This is a genomic window from Rhizobium phaseoli (assembly GCF_003985125.1).
GTDB lineage: Bacteria > Pseudomonadota > Alphaproteobacteria > Rhizobiales > Rhizobiaceae > Rhizobium > Rhizobium phaseoli.
Genome location: NZ_ML133583.1, coordinates 42524 through 59124, shown reverse-complemented (window position 1 = coordinate 59124; position 16601 = coordinate 42524). Strand labels below are relative to the sequence as shown.

At 61.8% G+C, this 16601-nt stretch carries 15 protein-coding genes; 8 read left to right on the top strand and 7 right to left on the bottom strand.

From position 1 onward, the window contains the following. Positions 1 to 36: 36 nt before the first annotated feature. From EFD56_RS24745 to rsmA, 7 genes are all read left to right on the top strand, one after another. Complete coding sequence (locus EFD56_RS24745; RefSeq protein WP_037118858.1) at positions 37 to 810, top strand: phosphatase PAP2 family protein; 774 nt, start codon at positions 37 to 39, stop codon at positions 808 to 810. Positions 811 to 909: 99 nt separating this feature from the next. Next, positions 910 to 2091: an LptF/LptG family permease gene (locus EFD56_RS24740; protein WP_037118868.1), complete on the top strand. Its 1182-nt coding sequence runs from the start codon at positions 910 to 912 to the stop codon at positions 2089 to 2091. Continuing rightward, positions 2088 to 3176: an LPS export ABC transporter permease LptG gene (gene lptG, locus EFD56_RS24735; RefSeq protein WP_004680515.1), complete on the top strand. Its 1089-nt coding sequence runs from the start codon at positions 2088 to 2090 to the stop codon at positions 3174 to 3176. The genes EFD56_RS24740 and lptG overlap by 4 nt, the downstream gene beginning before the upstream one ends. Further along, complete coding sequence (locus tag EFD56_RS24730; protein ID WP_037137840.1) at positions 3176 to 5506, top strand: LPS-assembly protein LptD; 2331 nt, start codon at positions 3176 to 3178, stop codon at positions 5504 to 5506. The genes lptG and EFD56_RS24730 overlap by 1 nt, the downstream gene beginning before the upstream one ends. A gap of 184 nt (positions 5507 to 5690) precedes the next feature. Then, complete coding sequence (locus tag EFD56_RS24725; RefSeq protein ID WP_004680513.1) at positions 5691 to 6635, top strand: SurA N-terminal domain-containing protein; 945 nt, start codon at positions 5691 to 5693, stop codon at positions 6633 to 6635. 6 nt (positions 6636 to 6641) lie between these two features. Then, complete coding sequence (gene pdxA / locus EFD56_RS24720) at positions 6642 to 7670, top strand: 4-hydroxythreonine-4-phosphate dehydrogenase PdxA (RefSeq protein ID WP_126906550.1); 1029 nt, start codon at positions 6642 to 6644, stop codon at positions 7668 to 7670. Beyond that, positions 7670 to 8497, top strand: a complete 828-nt coding sequence (gene rsmA, locus EFD56_RS24715; RefSeq protein WP_126906549.1) for a 16S rRNA (adenine(1518)-N(6)/adenine(1519)-N(6))-dimethyltransferase RsmA — start codon at positions 7670 to 7672, stop codon at positions 8495 to 8497. Before pdxA ends, rsmA begins: the two co-directional genes overlap by 1 nt. Before the next feature lie 82 nt (positions 8498 to 8579). On the opposite strand, the gene gmk is transcribed toward rsmA, so the two are convergent. The 7 genes from gmk to fabD form a co-directional block, all read right to left on the bottom strand. Next, positions 8580 to 9242: a guanylate kinase gene (gene gmk / locus EFD56_RS24710; protein ID WP_004680508.1), complete on the bottom strand. Its 663-nt coding sequence runs from the start codon at positions 9240 to 9242 to the stop codon at positions 8580 to 8582. A gap of 3 nt (positions 9243 to 9245) precedes the next feature. Then, entirely contained in the window at positions 9246 to 10133 is an 888-nt protein-coding gene (locus EFD56_RS24705; RefSeq protein WP_004680505.1) for a YicC/YloC family endoribonuclease, read from the bottom strand. Between the two features lie 18 nt (positions 10134 to 10151). Continuing rightward, positions 10152 to 11369 carry an endolytic transglycosylase MltG gene (gene mltG / locus EFD56_RS24700; RefSeq protein ID WP_037118865.1) on the bottom strand — a complete coding sequence of 406 codons (1218 nt, stop codon included), beginning with the start codon at positions 11367 to 11369 and terminating at the stop codon, positions 10152 to 10154. A 130-nt stretch (positions 11370 to 11499) separates the two neighbouring features. Continuing rightward, the gene (gene fabF, locus EFD56_RS24695) at positions 11500 to 12762 is read right to left on the bottom strand and encodes a beta-ketoacyl-ACP synthase II (RefSeq protein WP_004680503.1); all 1263 of its coding nucleotides are present in this window, start codon (positions 12760 to 12762) and stop codon (positions 11500 to 11502) included. Between the two features lie 93 nt (positions 12763 to 12855). Continuing rightward, positions 12856 to 13092, bottom strand: a complete 237-nt coding sequence (locus EFD56_RS24690; RefSeq protein WP_003547058.1) for an acyl carrier protein — start codon at positions 13090 to 13092, stop codon at positions 12856 to 12858. A 285-nt stretch (positions 13093 to 13377) separates the two neighbouring features. Continuing rightward, a complete protein-coding gene (fabG, locus tag EFD56_RS24685; RefSeq protein WP_085742157.1) occupies positions 13378 to 14115 on the bottom strand; it encodes a 3-oxoacyl-[acyl-carrier-protein] reductase in 738 nt (245 codons plus the stop codon). A gap of 30 nt (positions 14116 to 14145) precedes the next feature. Next, entirely contained in the window at positions 14146 to 15090 is a 945-nt protein-coding gene (gene fabD / locus EFD56_RS24680; RefSeq protein ID WP_126906548.1) for an ACP S-malonyltransferase, read from the bottom strand. Positions 15091 to 15299: 209 nt separating this feature from the next. Between fabD and EFD56_RS24670 the strand changes: the two genes are divergently transcribed. Beyond that, positions 15300 to 16343 (top strand): aldo/keto reductase, encoded by a 1044-nt coding sequence (locus tag EFD56_RS24670; protein ID WP_126906547.1) that lies wholly within the window; start codon positions 15300 to 15302, stop codon positions 16341 to 16343. The last annotated feature ends 258 nt before the right edge of the window (positions 16344 to 16601 follow it).

Sequence of the window (16601 nt, the reverse complement as noted above, 5' to 3'; positions counted from 1 at the left end):
GCCCAGATGTTTTCGTCAGTTTCGTAGATATTCGCGTTGACAGTTTTTTCGAAAAATCGATGGCGGCGCCCGGTGATCCGCCTGCCGAAGACGACTTTCGGTGCATTCGTGCTGTTGTTCTGGGCCTGGTGGGGGCTGCTGATCGTCTTCCGCGCCTTCCCCGGGATCGACATCTATTTTTCCCAGCTTTTTTTCGTGAGCACCGGTTGTGACGCGACCGTCGCTGCCGGAAGCATCTGCGGCGGCTTTCCCTATCGCGATTCGGGGAACTTCGACCTGCTGCGCACCATCTTCTTCCGCCTTCCCTATGTCGTGGCGATCGTGATGGCGTGGAAACTCATCGAATGCTACCAGCAGCACGGCGCGACCTTCAACGCCGATCGGGCGCGCAAGCTCAAAGTTGCGCTCGGAACCCTGCTGATCGGGCCGGTGCTGCTCGTCAATGTCATCCTGAAGGAACATTGGGGCCGGCCGCGGCCGGTGCAGACGGATATTTTCGGCGGCGCCCTGCATTTCGTCGAGGCCGGTTCGCTTGCCGGCAAATGCGTCTCGAACTGCTCCTTCGTCTCCGGCGAGGCGGCGAGCGCCGGCTGGCTGTTCTGCCTGCTGCTCTTCGTCCCGAAATCGCTGCGCTACGCGCTGGTGCCACCCGTCGTCGCGATCTCGATCCTGACGCCGGCCATGCGGCTATCCTTCGGCGCGCATTATCTCTCCGACGTGACGCTCGGATGGCTCTCCTCGCTGGTCGTCTTCGCAGCGCTGCTGGCATTAACTGAGTCGCAACAGAGCCAAAAAAATTCTGAAATTTGAATGAATTTTTGACACCTGCTTGTCGCAAAAGCGCGACAAAGAGCGTAGAGGGATTCTCCTGCAAGCCGTTTGGGCCTGCAGGTGCTTTCAAGGGCCGGCATGAAACTACTCGAGACATACATATTGCGGCGGGTCGGCCAGATGTTTCTCGTGGCGCTCCTGCCCGTGCTGGCGATCATTTGGACGACACAGGTGCTGCAGCGCATCAACCTCGTCACCGACAGCGGCCAGTCGATCGGCTCGTTCGCCAAGCTGGCGACGATGATCCTGCCGTCGATCATTCCTGTCGTGCTGCCCTTCGCGCTTGTCATCGCCATCACTCAGACGCTGACGACGATGAACAACGATTCCGAGCTGACGGTCATCGACGCGGCCGGGGCACGGCGCAGCATTCTGGTCCGCCCGATCCTGCTGCTTGCCGCCGTTATCAGTGTCTTCTCGTTTTTCGTCGACAATATCGTCGAGCCGCGGGCAAAGACCGTGGCGCGCCAGATGATCGCCGAAACCTATGCCGATCTTCTCTCCTCGGTTATCGAGGAAAAGACCTTTCGCAAGATCGACGAGGGTCTCTATGTGCAGATCTCCAAGCGTCTGGCGGGCCGCATGCTGAAGGGCCTATTCGTCGCCGACGAGCGGGACCCGGCCTACGAGCTGATCTATTACGCCAAGGAAGGCGCGGTCGACGATACCGGCACGACGTTGATCATGCATGACGGCGAGGTGCATCGCAAAACACCGGACGGCAACGTCTCGGTCATCAATTTCGATTCCTATTCCTTCGATCTCTCGGACATGACGGAGAGCCGGGGCCAGGCGACGTTGAAAGCCAGCGACCGCGACCTGTGGTTCCTGTTCAATCCGGATCCGAACGACAAGGACTATACGATCCGGCCGCAGAGCTATCGCGCGGAGCTGCATCGGCGGCTGACGGACTGGATTCTTCCTGTCGTCTTCGCCCTGTTTTCGCTGGCTATCGCCGGTGATGCACGCTCGCACCGCGAAGCGCGGCTGCATCCGATGGTGAGCGCGCTCGCCTATGCCTTCGCGCTGCGGTGGGCTGCTTTCTACGCGGCAAACCAGATCGACACCGATCCGGAATATATCGCCGTTCTCTACGGTCTCCCGATCGTCAGCAGCATCGTCTCGATTATCTTCCTCAGCCTGCACAAGCGACTGGTCATGCCTTCGTTCGTCTGGGAGCGGATATCGGCCTCCTGGAGACGAACGCAGGAACGACTGCTTGCCGCGACCAGCAGGTCCGGCGGGGGCGCCGCCCAATGATGTTCGGAACATTGTCGCGTTATTTCTTTCGCCGCTACCTGGCGACGACGGGCTGGTTCCTGATCGGCGCGTCGGCGATCGCCTTTCTCCTCGATTTCAGCGAGACGGCGGGGCGCATGTCCGGCCTGCCCGGTTACACCATCGGCGGCGGCATCGTGATGACGGCCGTGCGCCTGCCCCTCATCCTGCAGCAGACGATCCCGTTCGTCGCGCTCTTCGTCGGCATGACGGTGCTAATCGGTCTCAATCGGAAATATGAGCTTGTCGTCACACGCGCAGCCGGCATCTCGGTCTGGCAGTTCATGTTTCCCTTCATCGCCGGCTCGCTGGCACTCGGCGTGCTGACGACAACGGCGCTCAATCCGCTTGCCGCCTGGGGACAGCGTCAGGCGCTGCTCGTCGAATCCGATTGGCGCGGCGAAAACGCGGTTCTGCGCAAGGCGCCGCAGATTCCGTGGCTGCGCCAGATCAGCGGCCGCGACGATGTCATCATCGGCGCCCAGACGGTCCAGGAGAACGGCACCAAGCTGATCGACGCCGTGTTGATCCATTTCGATTCAAGCGGTCGAGTCATTCTGAGACAGGATGCCGCCACGGCAAAGTTGGAAGATGGTTACTGGCAGCTTAACGGAGTCGTCGAGCGCAAGCCTGGCGAAATCCCGTTGCGCAAAGCTTCGGTCCAACTTCGCACCAATCTGAAACAGGATTTCGTTCAGGAGCGGCTGACAGCGCCGGAAACAATTGGTTTCTTTGACCTTTCCAACCGCATTGCGGCGGCCAAATCCTTCGGCATCTCGACCAAGGCATTGGAGACACAATTCAACTCTCTGTTGTCCCAGCCATTGTTGCTGGTGGCCATGACTCTCATTGCTGCAACAGTGTCCCTAAAATTTAGCCGGTTCAACCAATCCCGCTCCGTGATTCTGGGTGGAATCCTGTCAGGCTTCATGCTTTATGTCATCACCGTGCTTGTAAAAGCATTCGGAAGCAGTGGAGTCGTGCCTCCCTTCGTGGCGACCTGGATACCGGTGGTCGTCGCGCTGGCCTTGGGCGCGACTATTTTGCTTCATCAGGAGGACGGCTAGTGGCGGTAGGCGACCGCAAGTATTTTAGTAAACAATCGGTTGCCCTGCTTGTCGGTGCGGCTCTATGTTCCTATTTCGGCAGCGTCCCGGCCTCCCACGGCCAGGCCAGCACGCCTGAGCAAAATATTCAGAACAAGATTCCCGAAGGCGCCAAATTGCTGCTTTCGGCCAATGAACTCGTCTATAACCGTGACGCCGATCTGGTCTCGGCGGTCGGCGGCGTGCAGATCAACTATGGCGGCTACAAGATGGTCGCGCAGAAGGTCGAGTACAATCAGAAGACCGGCCGGATGATGGCGATCGGCAATGTCGAAATGGTCAGCCCGGACGGCAACCGCATCTACGCCGACAACCTAGACGTGACCGACAATTTTGCCGACGGGTTCCTGAACTCGCTGCGCATCGAGACCTCCGACAATACCCGTATCGTCGCCGAAAGCGGCGAGCGTGTCGGCGGCACCAAGATGATTCTCAACAAGGGCGTCTACACCGCCTGCCTTCCCTGCGCCGAAGATCCGAAACGGGCGCCGTTCTGGCAGGTCAAGGCCAAGCGCGTGATCCAGAACGGCGAGACCCATACGATCCGTCTGGAGCGAGCCCGCTTCGAGCTGCTCGGCTACCCGATTGCCTTCGTGCCGTTCATCGAGGTTCCCGACAATACGGTGAAGCGCAAGTCCGGCTTCCTGTTCCCGACGATGAGCCTGTCGCAGAATCTCGGCTTCGGTCTTTCCATTCCTTATTATTACGTGATCTCGCCGAGCATGGATGCGACGGTCACCACCACCGGCTACACGGCCCAGGGCTTCCTCGTCGAAGGCGAATTCCGTCAGCGCTTCGAAAACGGCACGCATATCCTGCGCGTCGCCGGCATCGACCAGGCAAAGCCTGGCAATTTCAGCTCGGGTACCAGTGATGCCGAAGCCGAGCGGCGCGGCATGGTGGCGTCAAAGGCAGAGTTCCGCATCAATCCGCGCTGGGCGTTCGGCTGGGACGTCATGGTGCAGAGCGACAACAATTTCTCGAAAACCTACAAGCTCCGCGGCCTGAGCGGCACGGATCGCACCAACCAGATCTACCTGACCGGGCTCGGCAAGCGGAATTATTTCGACATGCGGGCGTTTTATTTCGACGTTCAGGATGCCGACCGCAAGAACACCGCCGAAAAACAGCAGGCGATCGTCTATCCGGCGCTCGATTATCATTATGTAGCGCCTCAGCCGCTGGCAGGCGGCGAACTTTCCGCGGACGTCAACCTGACGAATATTTCGCGCACACATGATGACTTCTACACTGTCGACGGATTCGACCGTTTCCGCGGCCTGAAGGGCCAGACTTCGCGCCTGACCGCCGAACTTCAGTGGAAACGCACCTACGTCACGCCGACCGGCCTGGTGATCACGCCGCTTCTGGCGGCGCGCGGCGACGCTTTCGCACTCAATATGAACGATCCGACCGGTTACGCCGGCAATTACCTCGACGACAATTCCGCCACCCGTTCGATGCTCACCGCCGGGTTGGAGGTGCGTTATCCAATTCTGATGACGACGGAAAACAGCACGCATATCCTCGAGCCGATCGCGCAGATCTACGCCCGTCCCGACGAGCAGCTCGCCGGCCGGCTGCCGAACGAGGACGCACAAAGCTTCGTCTTCGATGCCACGTCGCTTTTCGACCGCGACAAGTTCTCGGGCTACGACCGTATTGAAGGCGGTACCCGCGCCAATCTTGGCGTCCAGTATACCGGGACGTTCGACAGCGGTTACAAGCTGCACGGCATTTTCGGCCAGTCTTATCAGATCGCCGGCCAGAACTCTTTCGCCACCGACGACCTCGTCAATGTCGGCGCCGATTCCGGCCTCGAAACCGACCGCTCCGATTATGTCGGCCTCGGCGGCGTCGAAACGCCATACGGTGTGTCCGTCGCCGCCTCCTACCGTCTCGATGAGAAGGATTTCGAGTTCCGGCGCGGCGACCTGACGACGGCCTACCAGAACGACACTTTCCAGACGCAGGTGACCTACACCCATCTCAGCGCCCAGCCGGCCTACGGCTTCGCCGAGGACAATGACGAGATCCAGACCAGCAGCAAAGTCAAGTTCAAGGACTACTGGTCGATCTTCGGCGGCATCGCCTGGGATCTGAACAATGATGTGATCAGTCGCCGGACGCTCGGCCTTTCCTATGAGGACGAATGCACGATCTTCACGATCGCCTATACGGATAGCAGGGATTCCGAAGACGAGTCGGCAAGCGACTGGACGATCGGCGCGCGGCTGACGTTCCGCACGCTCGGCGACATCAAGATCGGCTCCGATACCCTCTCAAACTAGCAGGCGGACGGCGTAAACATGGCCTCAAGTCATTCTTTCGCCGTAAGCCTGTGCAGGACATTGTCGCCAGCCGATATCTGAGGCATAGGGGATTTGCGCCGTGACGGAAGCGATTTCCGCGTGTCTCGCACTGTGGTAAGGACGCCGCGAACAACGTCTCGCGGCGCTATTGGGAGGTCAACAGATGACTGACGCGAAAAAAGCCATAACCGCCTTTCTCGCCGGCGCAGCGCTTGCCTTGCTGACGGGCCTTGCCGGCCCGGCGCTGGCAGCCAGCGAAGTCCAGGCCGTGGTGAACGGCACGGCCATCACCAGCGGCGATGTCGCCAAGCGGCAGGCCTTCCTTCGCCTGCAGCATACGGCCGCCGATGCCAAGACCGCCAAGGAGCAGTTGATCGACGAAACTCTCAAGCGGCAGGAGGTCGCCCGCGTCCATATGTCGGTTTCGCAGCAGGACGTCGACGCGTCTTTCGCGCGCTTTTCGGCCGGCAACAAGCTTTCCGTCGCGCAGATGTCGCAGATTCTCGACCGTGCCGGCGTCGGCGTCGACCATTTCAAGGGCTTCATCGCCGTTCAGATGAGCTGGCCGCGTGTCGTCAATGCGCGTTACGGCTCGACCACGCGGCTGTCGAATTACGATCTCGTCTCGCGCATGATGCAGAACAATAAGCAGAAGCCGGTAACGACGGAATATATGCTGCAGCAGATCATCTTCGTCATTCCTGAGGCCAAGCGCGGCGCCATCACCGGCAAGCGCAAGGGCGAGGCCGAGGCGTCGCGCTCGAAATTCCCCGGCTGCGACCAGGCAAAGGTCTTTGCCGCAACGATGCGCGATGTCGCCGTGCGCGACCTCGGCCGCATGCTCGCTCCCGAGATCCCGCCGGATTGGAAGCCTCTGGTCGAGCAGGCCAAGGGCAACACGACCGGCACCCGCGTTACCGACAAGGGTGTCGAATATCTGGCGATCTGCAGCCAGCGCCAGGTCTCCGACGACCAGGCCGCTGAAATGGTCTTCCGCCAGGAGGATCTCGACAAGTCCAAGGCCGGCAAAAACGGTCCGCCGGAAAACGAGAACAGCAAGAAATACCTGGATGAACTGCGCAAGAAGGCGCAGATCGCCTATCGCTGACCGACGATGGCGATACCGTTCTCACGACCGCTTGCGCTGAGCCAGGGTGATCCCGCCGGCATCGGGCCGGATATCACGCTGATGGCCTGGCTCCGGCGGCGTGAACTCGGGCTCCCGCCATTTTTCCTGATCGGCGATCCCGATGTCTTGGCCTTGCGCGCCCGCCAGCTCAACCTGGCGGTTTCCATCCGTGAGATCGACAAGGCCGACGAGGCCACCGGCCTATTTACCGATGCGCTGCCTGTCATGAGCGTGCCGGCCGGCATTGAGGTCGTGGCCGGCGAGCCGCATGCGGCAACGGCGAAAGGCACGATCGCGGCGATCGAGAAAGCAGTCTCGCTTGTCATCGGCGGCGAGGCGCTTGCGGTCGTCACCAATCCGATCGCCAAGGTCGTGCTCTACGAGGCGGGCTTCCGCTTTCCCGGCCATACCGAATTTCTCGCCGATCTCGCTGCCAGGGCAAACGGCCGGCCGGTGACCCCGGTCATGATGCTGTCGGGACCGAAGCTGAGGGCCATTCCCGTTACCATTCACATTCCGCTCCGGGAGGTGCCGCAGGCGCTGACCGAGGAATTGGTCCTGGATACCTGCCGGATCGCGCACGAAGATCTGAGGCAGCGCTTCGGTATCGATGCGCCGCGGCTCGCGGTTGCCGGCCTCAATCCGCATGCCGGCGAGACCGGAACGATCGGCAGGGAAGACGAGGATGTCATCCGCCCGGCCATCGAGCGTCTGCGCGACGAGGGCATCGACGCGATCGGCCCCCTGCCCGCCGACACGATGTTTCATGACGAGGCGCGGGCGCGATACGATGTCGCCATCTGCATGTATCACGATCAGGCGCTGATCCCCGCCAAGGCGCTCGGCTTCGACGACAGCGTCAACGTCACGCTCGGACTTCCCTTCGTGCGCACCTCGCCGGATCACGGCACCGCTTTCGGCATTGCCGGCAAAGGGCTGGCGCGCGAGCAGAGCCTCGTTGCGGCGCTGAAGCTCGCCGCTCAGCTCGGCCGCACTTGGGAAAGCCGCCGCTGATGGCAGCACTCGATGGCCTGCCGCCGCTTCGCGACGTCATCCAGCGTCACGGCCTCGATGCGCGCAAGGCGCTCGGGCAGAACTTCCTGCTGGACCTGAACCTGACACAGAAGGTCGCCCGCACGGCGGGCGGGCTCGAAGGGATGACCGTTTTCGAGGTCGGCCCCGGTCCCGGCGGGCTGACACGGGCGATCCTGGCGCTCGGCGCCAAAAAGGTGATCGCCGTCGAGCGCGACGCGCGCTGCCTGCCGGCGCTCGCCGAGATCGCCGATCACTATCCAGGCCGGCTGGAGGTGATCGAAGGCGATGCGCTGAAGACGGATTTCGAGTCGCTGGCACCGGAAGGCCCGGTCAAGATCATCGCCAACCTGCCCTATAATGTCGGCACGCAGCTGCTGGTCAACTGGCTGCTGCCGAAGGCCTGGCCGCCGTTCTGGCAGTCGCTGACGCTGATGTTTCAAAAGGAAGTCGGCGAGCGTATCGTCGCCAACGAGGACGACGACCATTACGGCCGTCTCGGCGTGCTCTGCGGCTGGCGGACCGAAGCGCGCATGGCTTTCGACGTGCCGCCGCAAGCCTTCACGCCGCCACCGAAGGTGACTTCGACGGTGGTCCATCTGACTCCCCGGGAAAATCCCATCCCCTGCTCCGTCGCCAATCTGGAAAAGGTGACACAGGCCGCCTTCGGCCAGCGCCGCAAGATGCTGCGCCAGAGCCTGAAGCCACTCGGCGGCGAGAGCCTGCTTGTGAAGGCCGGGATCGATCCGGCGCGGCGGGCGGAGACCCTGTCCGTCGAGGAATTCTGCCTGTTGGCAAATAGCCTTTAAATGCAAGTCGCCCGGAACTGTGCAGGGTTCCGGGGCAACGACATGCATAAAAACAAAGAGCCAAAGCGCGTCGCGGCGCGCTTTAAAGCGACGGCGTCTCTTCCAGCAACTCGCGGACGAAATCGAACATGCCGTGGCGGCGGTCGCGGCGCAGGCGTTCGGCCTTGACGATGGACTGGACGGCGTCGAAGGCGGTGTTGAGGTCGTCGTTGACGATGACATAGTCATATTCGCGCCAGTGGCCGATCTCGGCGCGGCTGTTGGCGAGACGCGTCTGGATGACCTCCTCGGAATCCTCGGCGCGGCGATGCAGCCGTGACTGGAGCTCCGTCATGGTCGGCGGCAGCACGAAGATCGAGACGACGTCGGCCGACATTTTCTCTTGCAGCTGCTGGGCGCCCTGCCAATCGATATCGAAGAGCATATCGCGGCCCTCGGCCATCGCCTGCTCGACCGGCTCGCGCGGCGTGCCGTAGAAATTGCCGTGCACTTCGGCCCATTCGAGCAGCGCGTCGCTATCACGCAGCCGCTCGAACTCGCGCACGCTCTTGAAGTGGTAATGCACGCCCTCGACCTCGCTCGGGCGGCGCTGGCGCGTTGTGACGCTGACGGAAAGACCGATATGCTTGTCGGTCTCCAGAAGCGTGCGCGCGATGGTGGACTTGCCGGCGCCCGACGGCGACGAAATAACAAGCATCAGACCGCGGCGGGCGATCTGCACGGGCGAGGATTTCGCCGGTTTCATGTCCTACTCCAAATTCTGGACCTGCTCGCGGAACTGGTCAATCACGACTTTCAACTCGATGCCGGCGGCGGTGACCGCCGAGGCATTCGACTTCGAGCAGATGGTATTCGATTCGCGGTTAAATTCCTGTGCAAGGAAGTCCAGACGGCGCCCGGCAGGTCCGCCTTTTGCCAGCAGATCCCGGGCTGCGGCGACATGCGCCTTCAGGCGGTCGATTTCCTCGCGCAGATCCGCCTTGGTCGCCAGCAACGCGGCTTCGGCATGCAGCCTGTCACGGTCGAGCGCGGCCATGCCGTCCATCAGCAAAGCCACCTGTGCCACCAGCCGGGTCGCGATCTCCTGCGGCGAGCGCGAGGGATCCGTCTCGATCGTCCGCGTCAGGCCCTCGATCGTTGCGACGTGATCGAGAAGAATGCGGGAGAGTGCTGCCCCCTCCTGTTCGCGCATCGCCCGGAGGTCGGCAAGCGCGGCCATGAGGCCGGCGGCAATATCGGCATCCCGGGCGGCCAGCGCCTCCTCGCCATCCTCGCCCTCACGGAACTCGACAATGCCGCGCACCAGAAGCAGCGTGTCGAGCTTCAGCGGCGCCGGATCGATCACATCCACCAGCTGCTCGCGCATGGCAAGCACGGCGGCAAGCGCTTCCCTGTTCAGGACGGCTTCGAAACGGTTCTCGTCGGCGGAGACCGAGAGCGAAGCCTGCAGGTTCCCGCGGCTGAAACTTTCGCCGGCAAGGCGGCGGACCTCCGCCTCCATGCGTTCAAGACCGGGCGGCAGGCGCAGGCGCAGGTCGAAACCCTTGCCGTTGACCGAGCGCAGTTCCCATGCCCAGCGCCAGCGGCCACTCGTTCCCTCGCGCCGCGCAAAACCGGTCATGGACTGCAAAGCCATGCGAGCCTCCGAAATCTTTCAGTTGATCTTCTTTTTCTTCGTCGGCACGACAGTCGCGCCATTGTCGGCCGGCTGTTCTTCCGGCTGGCCGTCGACCGCGATATTCGGATCCGACCCCTTGTCGGCCTCGAGCTTACGCCAGCGCTTGACGTTGGCATTGTGCTCTTCGAGCGTCGCGGCGAAAACGTGGCCGCCAGTGCCATCGGCGACGAAATAGAGATCCTGGGTTTTCCAAGGATTGGCGACGGCTTCCAGCGCATCCTTGCCGGGATTGGCGATCGGCGTCGGCGGCAGGCCCTTGATGACATAGGTATTATAGGGCGTGTCCCGCTTCAGGTCCGACTGGTAGATCGGCCGGTCGGCCGGCTTCCCCTCGCCTCCGAAGAGCCCGTAAATGATCGTCGGGTCCGACTGCAGGCGCATGCCCTTGCCAAGCCGATTCAGGAAAACCGAAGCGACATGGGCACGTTCGTCGGGAACGCCGGTCTCCTTTTCGACGATCGAGGCAAGCGTCACGAATTCGTCCTTGGATCGCAGCGGCAGCGAGGAATCACGCTTGTCCCAGACCTGGTCGACAAGCTTCTGCTGCGCCGCCGCCATCTGTTCGATGATCTCAGAACGCTTGGTGCCGCGCGAGAACTTGTAGGTGTCAGGACGCAGGCTGCCTTCGGCCGGCAGCGCGGCCGGCAGGTCGCCTTCCAGCACAGGGTCCTGCAGCATGCGGTCGAACATCTGGCGAACCGTCAGACCTTCGGGGAAGGAAACCGAATAGAGAATGGACTTGCCGGATTTCAGCAACTCCATGATTTCGCTCATGGAGGCTCTCGCCTTGATCTCATATTCGCCGGCCTTCAGGCTCTCTCCGGCGGAAAGATGTGTCGCCGTGAGATATCGGAAGATGCGGGCATCGGAGATGATCGCATTGCGCTCGAGGTTCGAAGCGATTTCGGCAAGACCCGCGCCGTTGCGGACGATGAAATTGGTGTTCGTCTGCAGCGGCCCCGGGCTCTGATAGGTCGATGTCGCGTAGTAGAAGCCGATGACCGCAACGACACAGACCACGACCGCCATCGTCATGATGAAGTTCAGAAAGAGGACGATCTGGCTGCGCGCGTTCCTGGAGCGCTTCGGGGGTTCCGGAACACGTTCCGGACGCAGGGCCTCGTTCGGCGACTTCGGGATGATCGGTCCCTTCTGCGCCTGGCTGTCGTTGCTCTGGTTCGTCGTATCGCTCACCGGCAATCCTCTAAAACTTGGCCCTCATTCCGCTATTTCGCGAAGCAATGCGGCAAAAACAGGTTCTGCCACGGTTCAACGAAACCGCTGCCGGTCGTTCGACTCCAGCACGCCGGCCCCGGCGGGCCTCTTACTGCGCGTAACGGCGCAGCACGAGCGATGCGTTCGTGCCGCCGAATCCGAACGAGTTGGACAGGGCCACGTTGATTTCGCGCTCACGGGCCTTGTGCGGAACAAGATCGATCGCCGTCTCGCGCTCGGGATTGTCGAGATTGAGCGTCGGCGGGGCGACATTATCGCGAATGGCGAGCGTGGCGAAGATCGCCTCAATGGCGCCGGCAGCACCAAGAAGGTGTCCGGTCGCCGACTTGGTCGAGGACATGGAGATCTTGGACGCCGCGTTGCCGACTAGCCGCTCGACTGCACCGAGCTCGATCGTGTCGGCCATGGTCGAAGTCCCATGGGCGTTGATGTAGTCGATGTCGGCCGGTGTCAGCCCGGCGCGCTTCAGCGCCATCGCCATGCAGCGGCCGGCGCCCTCGCCGTCTTCGGAGGGCGCAGTGATGTGATAGGCATCGCCCGACAGGCCGTAGCCGACGATTTCAGCGTAGATCCTGGCGCCGCGCGCCTTGGCATGTTCCAGCTCTTCGAGGACGACGATGCCGGCGCCCTCGCCCATGACGAAGCCGTCGCGGTCGCGGTCATAGGGGCGGGAAGCCTTCTGCGGGTCGTCGTTGTGCTGGGTCGACAGCGCCTTGCAGGCGGCAAAACCTGCGAGCGAAATGCGGCTGACCGGCGATTCCGTGCCGCCGGCGACCATGACGTCAGCATCGCCCAGCGCGATCAGCCGTGCGGCATCGCCGATCGCATGTGCGCCGGTCGAGCAGGCGGTGACGACCGAATGATTGGGTCCGCGCAGCTTGTGGCGGATCGACACCTGGCCGGAGACGAGGTTGATCAGGCGGCCAGGAATGAAGAACGGGGAGATGCGGCGCGGGCCTTTATCGCGCAGGGTGTAGCCCGCCTCGACGATGCCTTCGATGCCGCCGATACCGGAGCCGATCAGCACGCCGGTGGCGATCTGATCCTCATCACTCTCGGGATGCCAGTTGGCATCGGCAAGCGCCATGTCGGCGGCGGCCATGCCGAAGATGATGAAGGGATCGACCTTGCGCTGCTCCTTCGGTTCCATCCACTCATCAGGGTTGAAGGCGCCGTCTGCGGCGTTACCGAGGGGAATGCGGCAGGCGATCTTGGCGGGAAGGTCATCGACCTCGAATTCGGTGACGAGGCGGGCGCCGTTCTGGCCGGCGAGCAGCCGCGACCACGTCACCTCCGTTCCGCATCCCAAGGGTGATACCATGCCGGTACCTGTGATGACGACACGTCTCATCGCGTGCTTTCCCCCGTCTCTTATATTCTATGGAGAAATAGGCCGAAAAGAAAAGGGCGGACTCCAGGCCCGCCCTTTCTCAAATATACAGGATCAGGCCTGGGCCTTCTCAATAAACTTCACTGCATCGCCAACCGTCAGGATCGAGTCGGCAGCGTCGTCGGGGATTTCAACGCCGAATTCTTCTTCGAAAGCCATGACAAGTTCGACCGTGTCGAGCGAGTCGGCGCCCAGATCGTCGATAAAGCTGGCGCTCTCGACGACCTTGTCGGCATCGACGCCAAGATGATCAATAACAATTTTCTTTACGCGTTCTGCGATATCGCTCATGTCGGTTTCCTCGACTTTATGTCCTGATCGGAATGCCGTTGCGGCACCCTACCCTTTTTCAGCCTGCGATGTTTTCAGACATCCTCGGCAAACTCGTTTACCCGGCTTCAGAGATTTCCGAGGCTTGCGAAAAGCCCGCCGGTCCGTCTGCTTTCTCGGGACGACTGTTCACAGTCATGGCCCGCTTAACATGGTTTAAGTCTGCCGCAAAGCCAGAAAATCAACGCTTCGTGATTGCTCAACATGCTATTGGCGGAAATATCCCCATGCCGATGGTTTGTCGTTTCAGATCATCGCCATGCCGCCGTTTACATGCAGCGTCTGGCCGGTCATGTAGGCAGCCTCGGAGGAGGCAAGATAGGCAACCGCCGAAGCGACTTCGCCGCCCGTACCCATCCGCTTCATCGGGATCGCCCCCATGATCGCTTCCTTCTGCTTGTCGTTCAGCTTGCCGGTCATGGCGCTCTCGATGAAGCCGGGGGCGACGCAGTTGACGGTCACGTTGCGGGTGGCGATTTCCTGCGCCAGCGACTTGGTGAAGCCGATCATGCCGGCCTTGGAGGCGCAATAATTGGCCTGCCCCGGATTACCGGTGACGCCGACGACGGAGGTGATGTTGATGATGCGGCCATAGCGGCGGCGCATCATCGGATGGGTCAACTCGCGCGTCAGGCGGAAGGTCGATGTCAGATTGACTTCGAGAACGGCGTCCCAGTCCTCGTCGCTCATGCGCACGAAGAGGCCGTCCCTGGTGATGCCGGCGTTGTTGACGAGGATATCGACGCCTTCGAGCTCGGCTTCGGCCTTCTGGCCGAGCGCCTTGACCTCGTCGCGGTCGGTCAGGTTGGCCGGGAAGATCTTGACGCGTTCACCGAGTTCGGCCGCCAGCGCTTCCAGCTTCTCGACGCGGGTGCCGTGCAGGCCGACGATGGCGCCCTGCTTATGAAGGAGACGGGCGATTTCCTCGCCGATGCCGCCCGATGCGCCGGTGACGAGAGCCTTGCGGCCGGAAAGATCGAACATGGAAACGTTCCTTATATCTGGAGATATCAATCAGGCCATGAGAGCGGCGACGACTGCGTCGATATCCGCCGGACCGCCGACGGAGATGCCGTTGACCGTTTTGTCGATGCGGCGGGCAAGGCCGGTCAGCACTTTGCCGGAACCGAGTTCATAAAGCGTGGTCACGCCGTTGCCGGCGAACCATTCCACCGTCTCGCGCCAGCGGACCTGGCCGGTCACCTGCTCGACCAGCAGGGTCGCGATCTCGTCCGCATCCGTCACCGGGGCGGCGCGGACATTGGCAATGAGAGGCACGACGGGATCAGACTTCGCAACTGTTGCCAACGCTGCACGCATGGCCTCAGCGGCGGGCGCCATCAGCTTGGAATGGAAGGGAGCGGAAACCGGCAGCAGGATGGCGCGTTTGGCGCCCTTGTCGGTTGCAAGGCCGGCGGCCTTTTCGACGGCCGCCTTCTCACCCGAAATGACAATCTGACCGCCGCCATTGTCGTTGGCGATCTGGCAGGCGCCGGTGGCCGCGGCCTCTTCGCAGACGGCTGCGACATCGGCATGTTCCAGCCCGATGATCGCCGCCATGGCGCCGACGCCGACGGCAACGGCGGCCTGCATGGCATTGCCGCGAATGCGCAGCAGCCGCGCCGTGTCGGCGAGCGAAAAGGTGCCGGCGGCGCAAAGCGCGGAATATTCGCCGAGCGAGTGGCCGGCGACATAGGCGACCTTGGCCTTCAGATCCAACCCCTTGGCTTGGAGAACACGGACAACGGCGATCGAGACGGCCATCAGCGCCGGCTGGGCGTTCGCCGTCAAGGTCAACGTGTCCTCCGGACCGTTGAACATGACGTCCGAAAGTTTTTCACCGAGCGCCTCGTCGACTTCTTCGAAAACGGCGCGGGCTTCCGCGAAATTCTCGGCCAGATCCTTGCCCATGTCGACGGCCTGACTGCCCTGGCCGGGAAAAGTGAAAGCAATGGTCATTCTGATGTCCCTGATTGCGCCCCTCGAGGCTGTTTTGCCTCCAATTGACATTCTTTCCGGCAGAGTCAAGTGGCGGCACCTTCTGCGCAAAGCCTTTCGCACCGGCGCAAAAGGCCGGTTTTTGCACTTGCGCTCCGCCAAATCCGGCCTAGATTTGCCCGGTCCTTCCCCAAGGCTTCCATCTCTAGATCGCTCCCAGGGTTTTCTCCATGAAGTACAAGTCACTCGGCCGCACAGACATTTCCGTTTCAGAAATCTGCCTTGGCACCATGACCTGGGGCTCGCAGAACAGCGAAAGCGACGCGCATGCGCAGATGGATTACGCCGTCGAAAAGGGCGTCAATTTCTTCGATACCGCCGAGCTCTACCCGACGACGCCGGTTTCGCCCGAAACGCAGGGCTGGACCGAGGACTATATCGGCAGCTGGTTCGAAAAGACCGGCAAGCGGAGCGAGATCGTGCTCGCCACCAAGGTCGCCGGCCGCGGCCGCGATTATCTGCGCGGTGGTGAAGGAGCGGATGCGAGCAATATCCGCCTTGCGTTCGAGGCCAGCCTGAAGCGGCTGAAGACGGATTATGTCGATCTCTACCAGGTGCACTGGCCGAACCGTGGCCATTTTCACTTCCGGCAGAACTGGAGCTACAACCCCTTCTACCAGGATCGCGACAAGGCCGTCGCCAACATGCTCGACATCCTGGAAACGCTGGGGGCCCTGGTCAAGGAAGGCAAGATCCGGGCGATCGGCCTTTCCAACGAAACCACCTGGGGCATCCAGAAATACCTGACGCTGTCAGAACAGAAGAGCCTGCCGCGCGTTGCCAGCGTCCAGAACGAGTACAATCTGCTCTACCGCCATTTCGACCTCGATCTCGCCGAGCTGTCGCATTACGAGGATGTCGGACTGCTCGCCTATTCGCCGCTCGCCGGCGGCATACTGACCGGCAAATATGTCGATGGCGGCAGGCCGAAGGGGTCGCGCGCTTCGATCAATCCCGATATCGGCGGCCGCCTGCAGCCGCTCCAGGAGCCAGCGACCAAGGCGTATCTGGCCCTCGCAGCCCGATACGGTCTCGACCCGGCGGCCATGGCGCTCGCCTTCTGCCTGTCCAGGCCCTTCATGGCTTCGGTCATCATCGGGGCAACCTCGATGGAGCAGTTGAAAACCGATCTCGGTGCAGCCGAGCTGACGCTTTCCGACGAGGTGCTGGCGGAGATTGCCAAGGTGCACCGGCACTATCCGCTGACACTTTGATGACCCGGCTCGGCGCTGCCGATTGGCCTGCGTCGGGTTCGAATGTCCGATTGGGGTTGCCTTTCCCCGAAAAATCCGTATAAGCCGCGCTGTTCGTTAACCCGGTCTTCTGGCTGGTGGCTGAACGGAGGGCCGGTTTCCTCTCGGAAATCGTTCGGAACGGAAGCGTTCCAGCCTCCCGTGTCTCCGCTCTCGACCGTCTCGGAAACGCTTTTCTTGCCTGGGTCCGCCCAATCAGGAGCAGTCGTTGAGGCTTAG

Excerpts from the sequence above, each read along its gene's own strand:
- EFD56_RS24670 (WP_126906547.1), top strand. The coding sequence starts at position 15,300 with ATGAAGTACAAGTCACTCGGCCGCACAGACATTTCCGTTTCAGAAATC.
- fabG (WP_085742157.1), bottom strand. The coding sequence starts at position 14,115 with ATGTTCGATCTTTCCGGCCGCAAGGCTCTCGTCACCGGCGCATCGGGC.
- pdxA (WP_126906550.1), top strand. The coding sequence starts at position 6,642 with ATGGCGATACCGTTCTCACGACCGCTTGCGCTGAGCCAGGGTGATCCC.
- EFD56_RS24725 (WP_004680513.1), top strand. The coding sequence starts at position 5,691 with ATGACTGACGCGAAAAAAGCCATAACCGCCTTTCTCGCCGGCGCAGCG.
- EFD56_RS24705 (WP_004680505.1), bottom strand. The coding sequence starts at position 10,133 with ATGGCTTTGCAGTCCATGACCGGTTTTGCGCGGCGCGAGGGAACGAGT.
- EFD56_RS24740 (WP_037118868.1), top strand. The coding sequence starts at position 910 with ATGAAACTACTCGAGACATACATATTGCGGCGGGTCGGCCAGATGTTT.
- fabD (WP_126906548.1), bottom strand. The coding sequence starts at position 15,090 with ATGACCATTGCTTTCACTTTTCCCGGCCAGGGCAGTCAGGCCGTCGAC.
- EFD56_RS24690 (WP_003547058.1), bottom strand. The coding sequence starts at position 13,092 with ATGAGCGATATCGCAGAACGCGTAAAGAAAATTGTTATTGATCATCTT.
- lptG (WP_004680515.1), top strand. The coding sequence starts at position 2,088 with ATGATGTTCGGAACATTGTCGCGTTATTTCTTTCGCCGCTACCTGGCG.
- rsmA (WP_126906549.1), top strand. The coding sequence starts at position 7,670 with ATGGCAGCACTCGATGGCCTGCCGCCGCTTCGCGACGTCATCCAGCGT.
- gmk (WP_004680508.1), bottom strand. The coding sequence starts at position 9,242 with ATGAAACCGGCGAAATCCTCGCCCGTGCAGATCGCCCGCCGCGGTCTG.
- fabF (WP_004680503.1), bottom strand. The coding sequence starts at position 12,762 with ATGAGACGTGTCGTCATCACAGGTACCGGCATGGTATCACCCTTGGGA.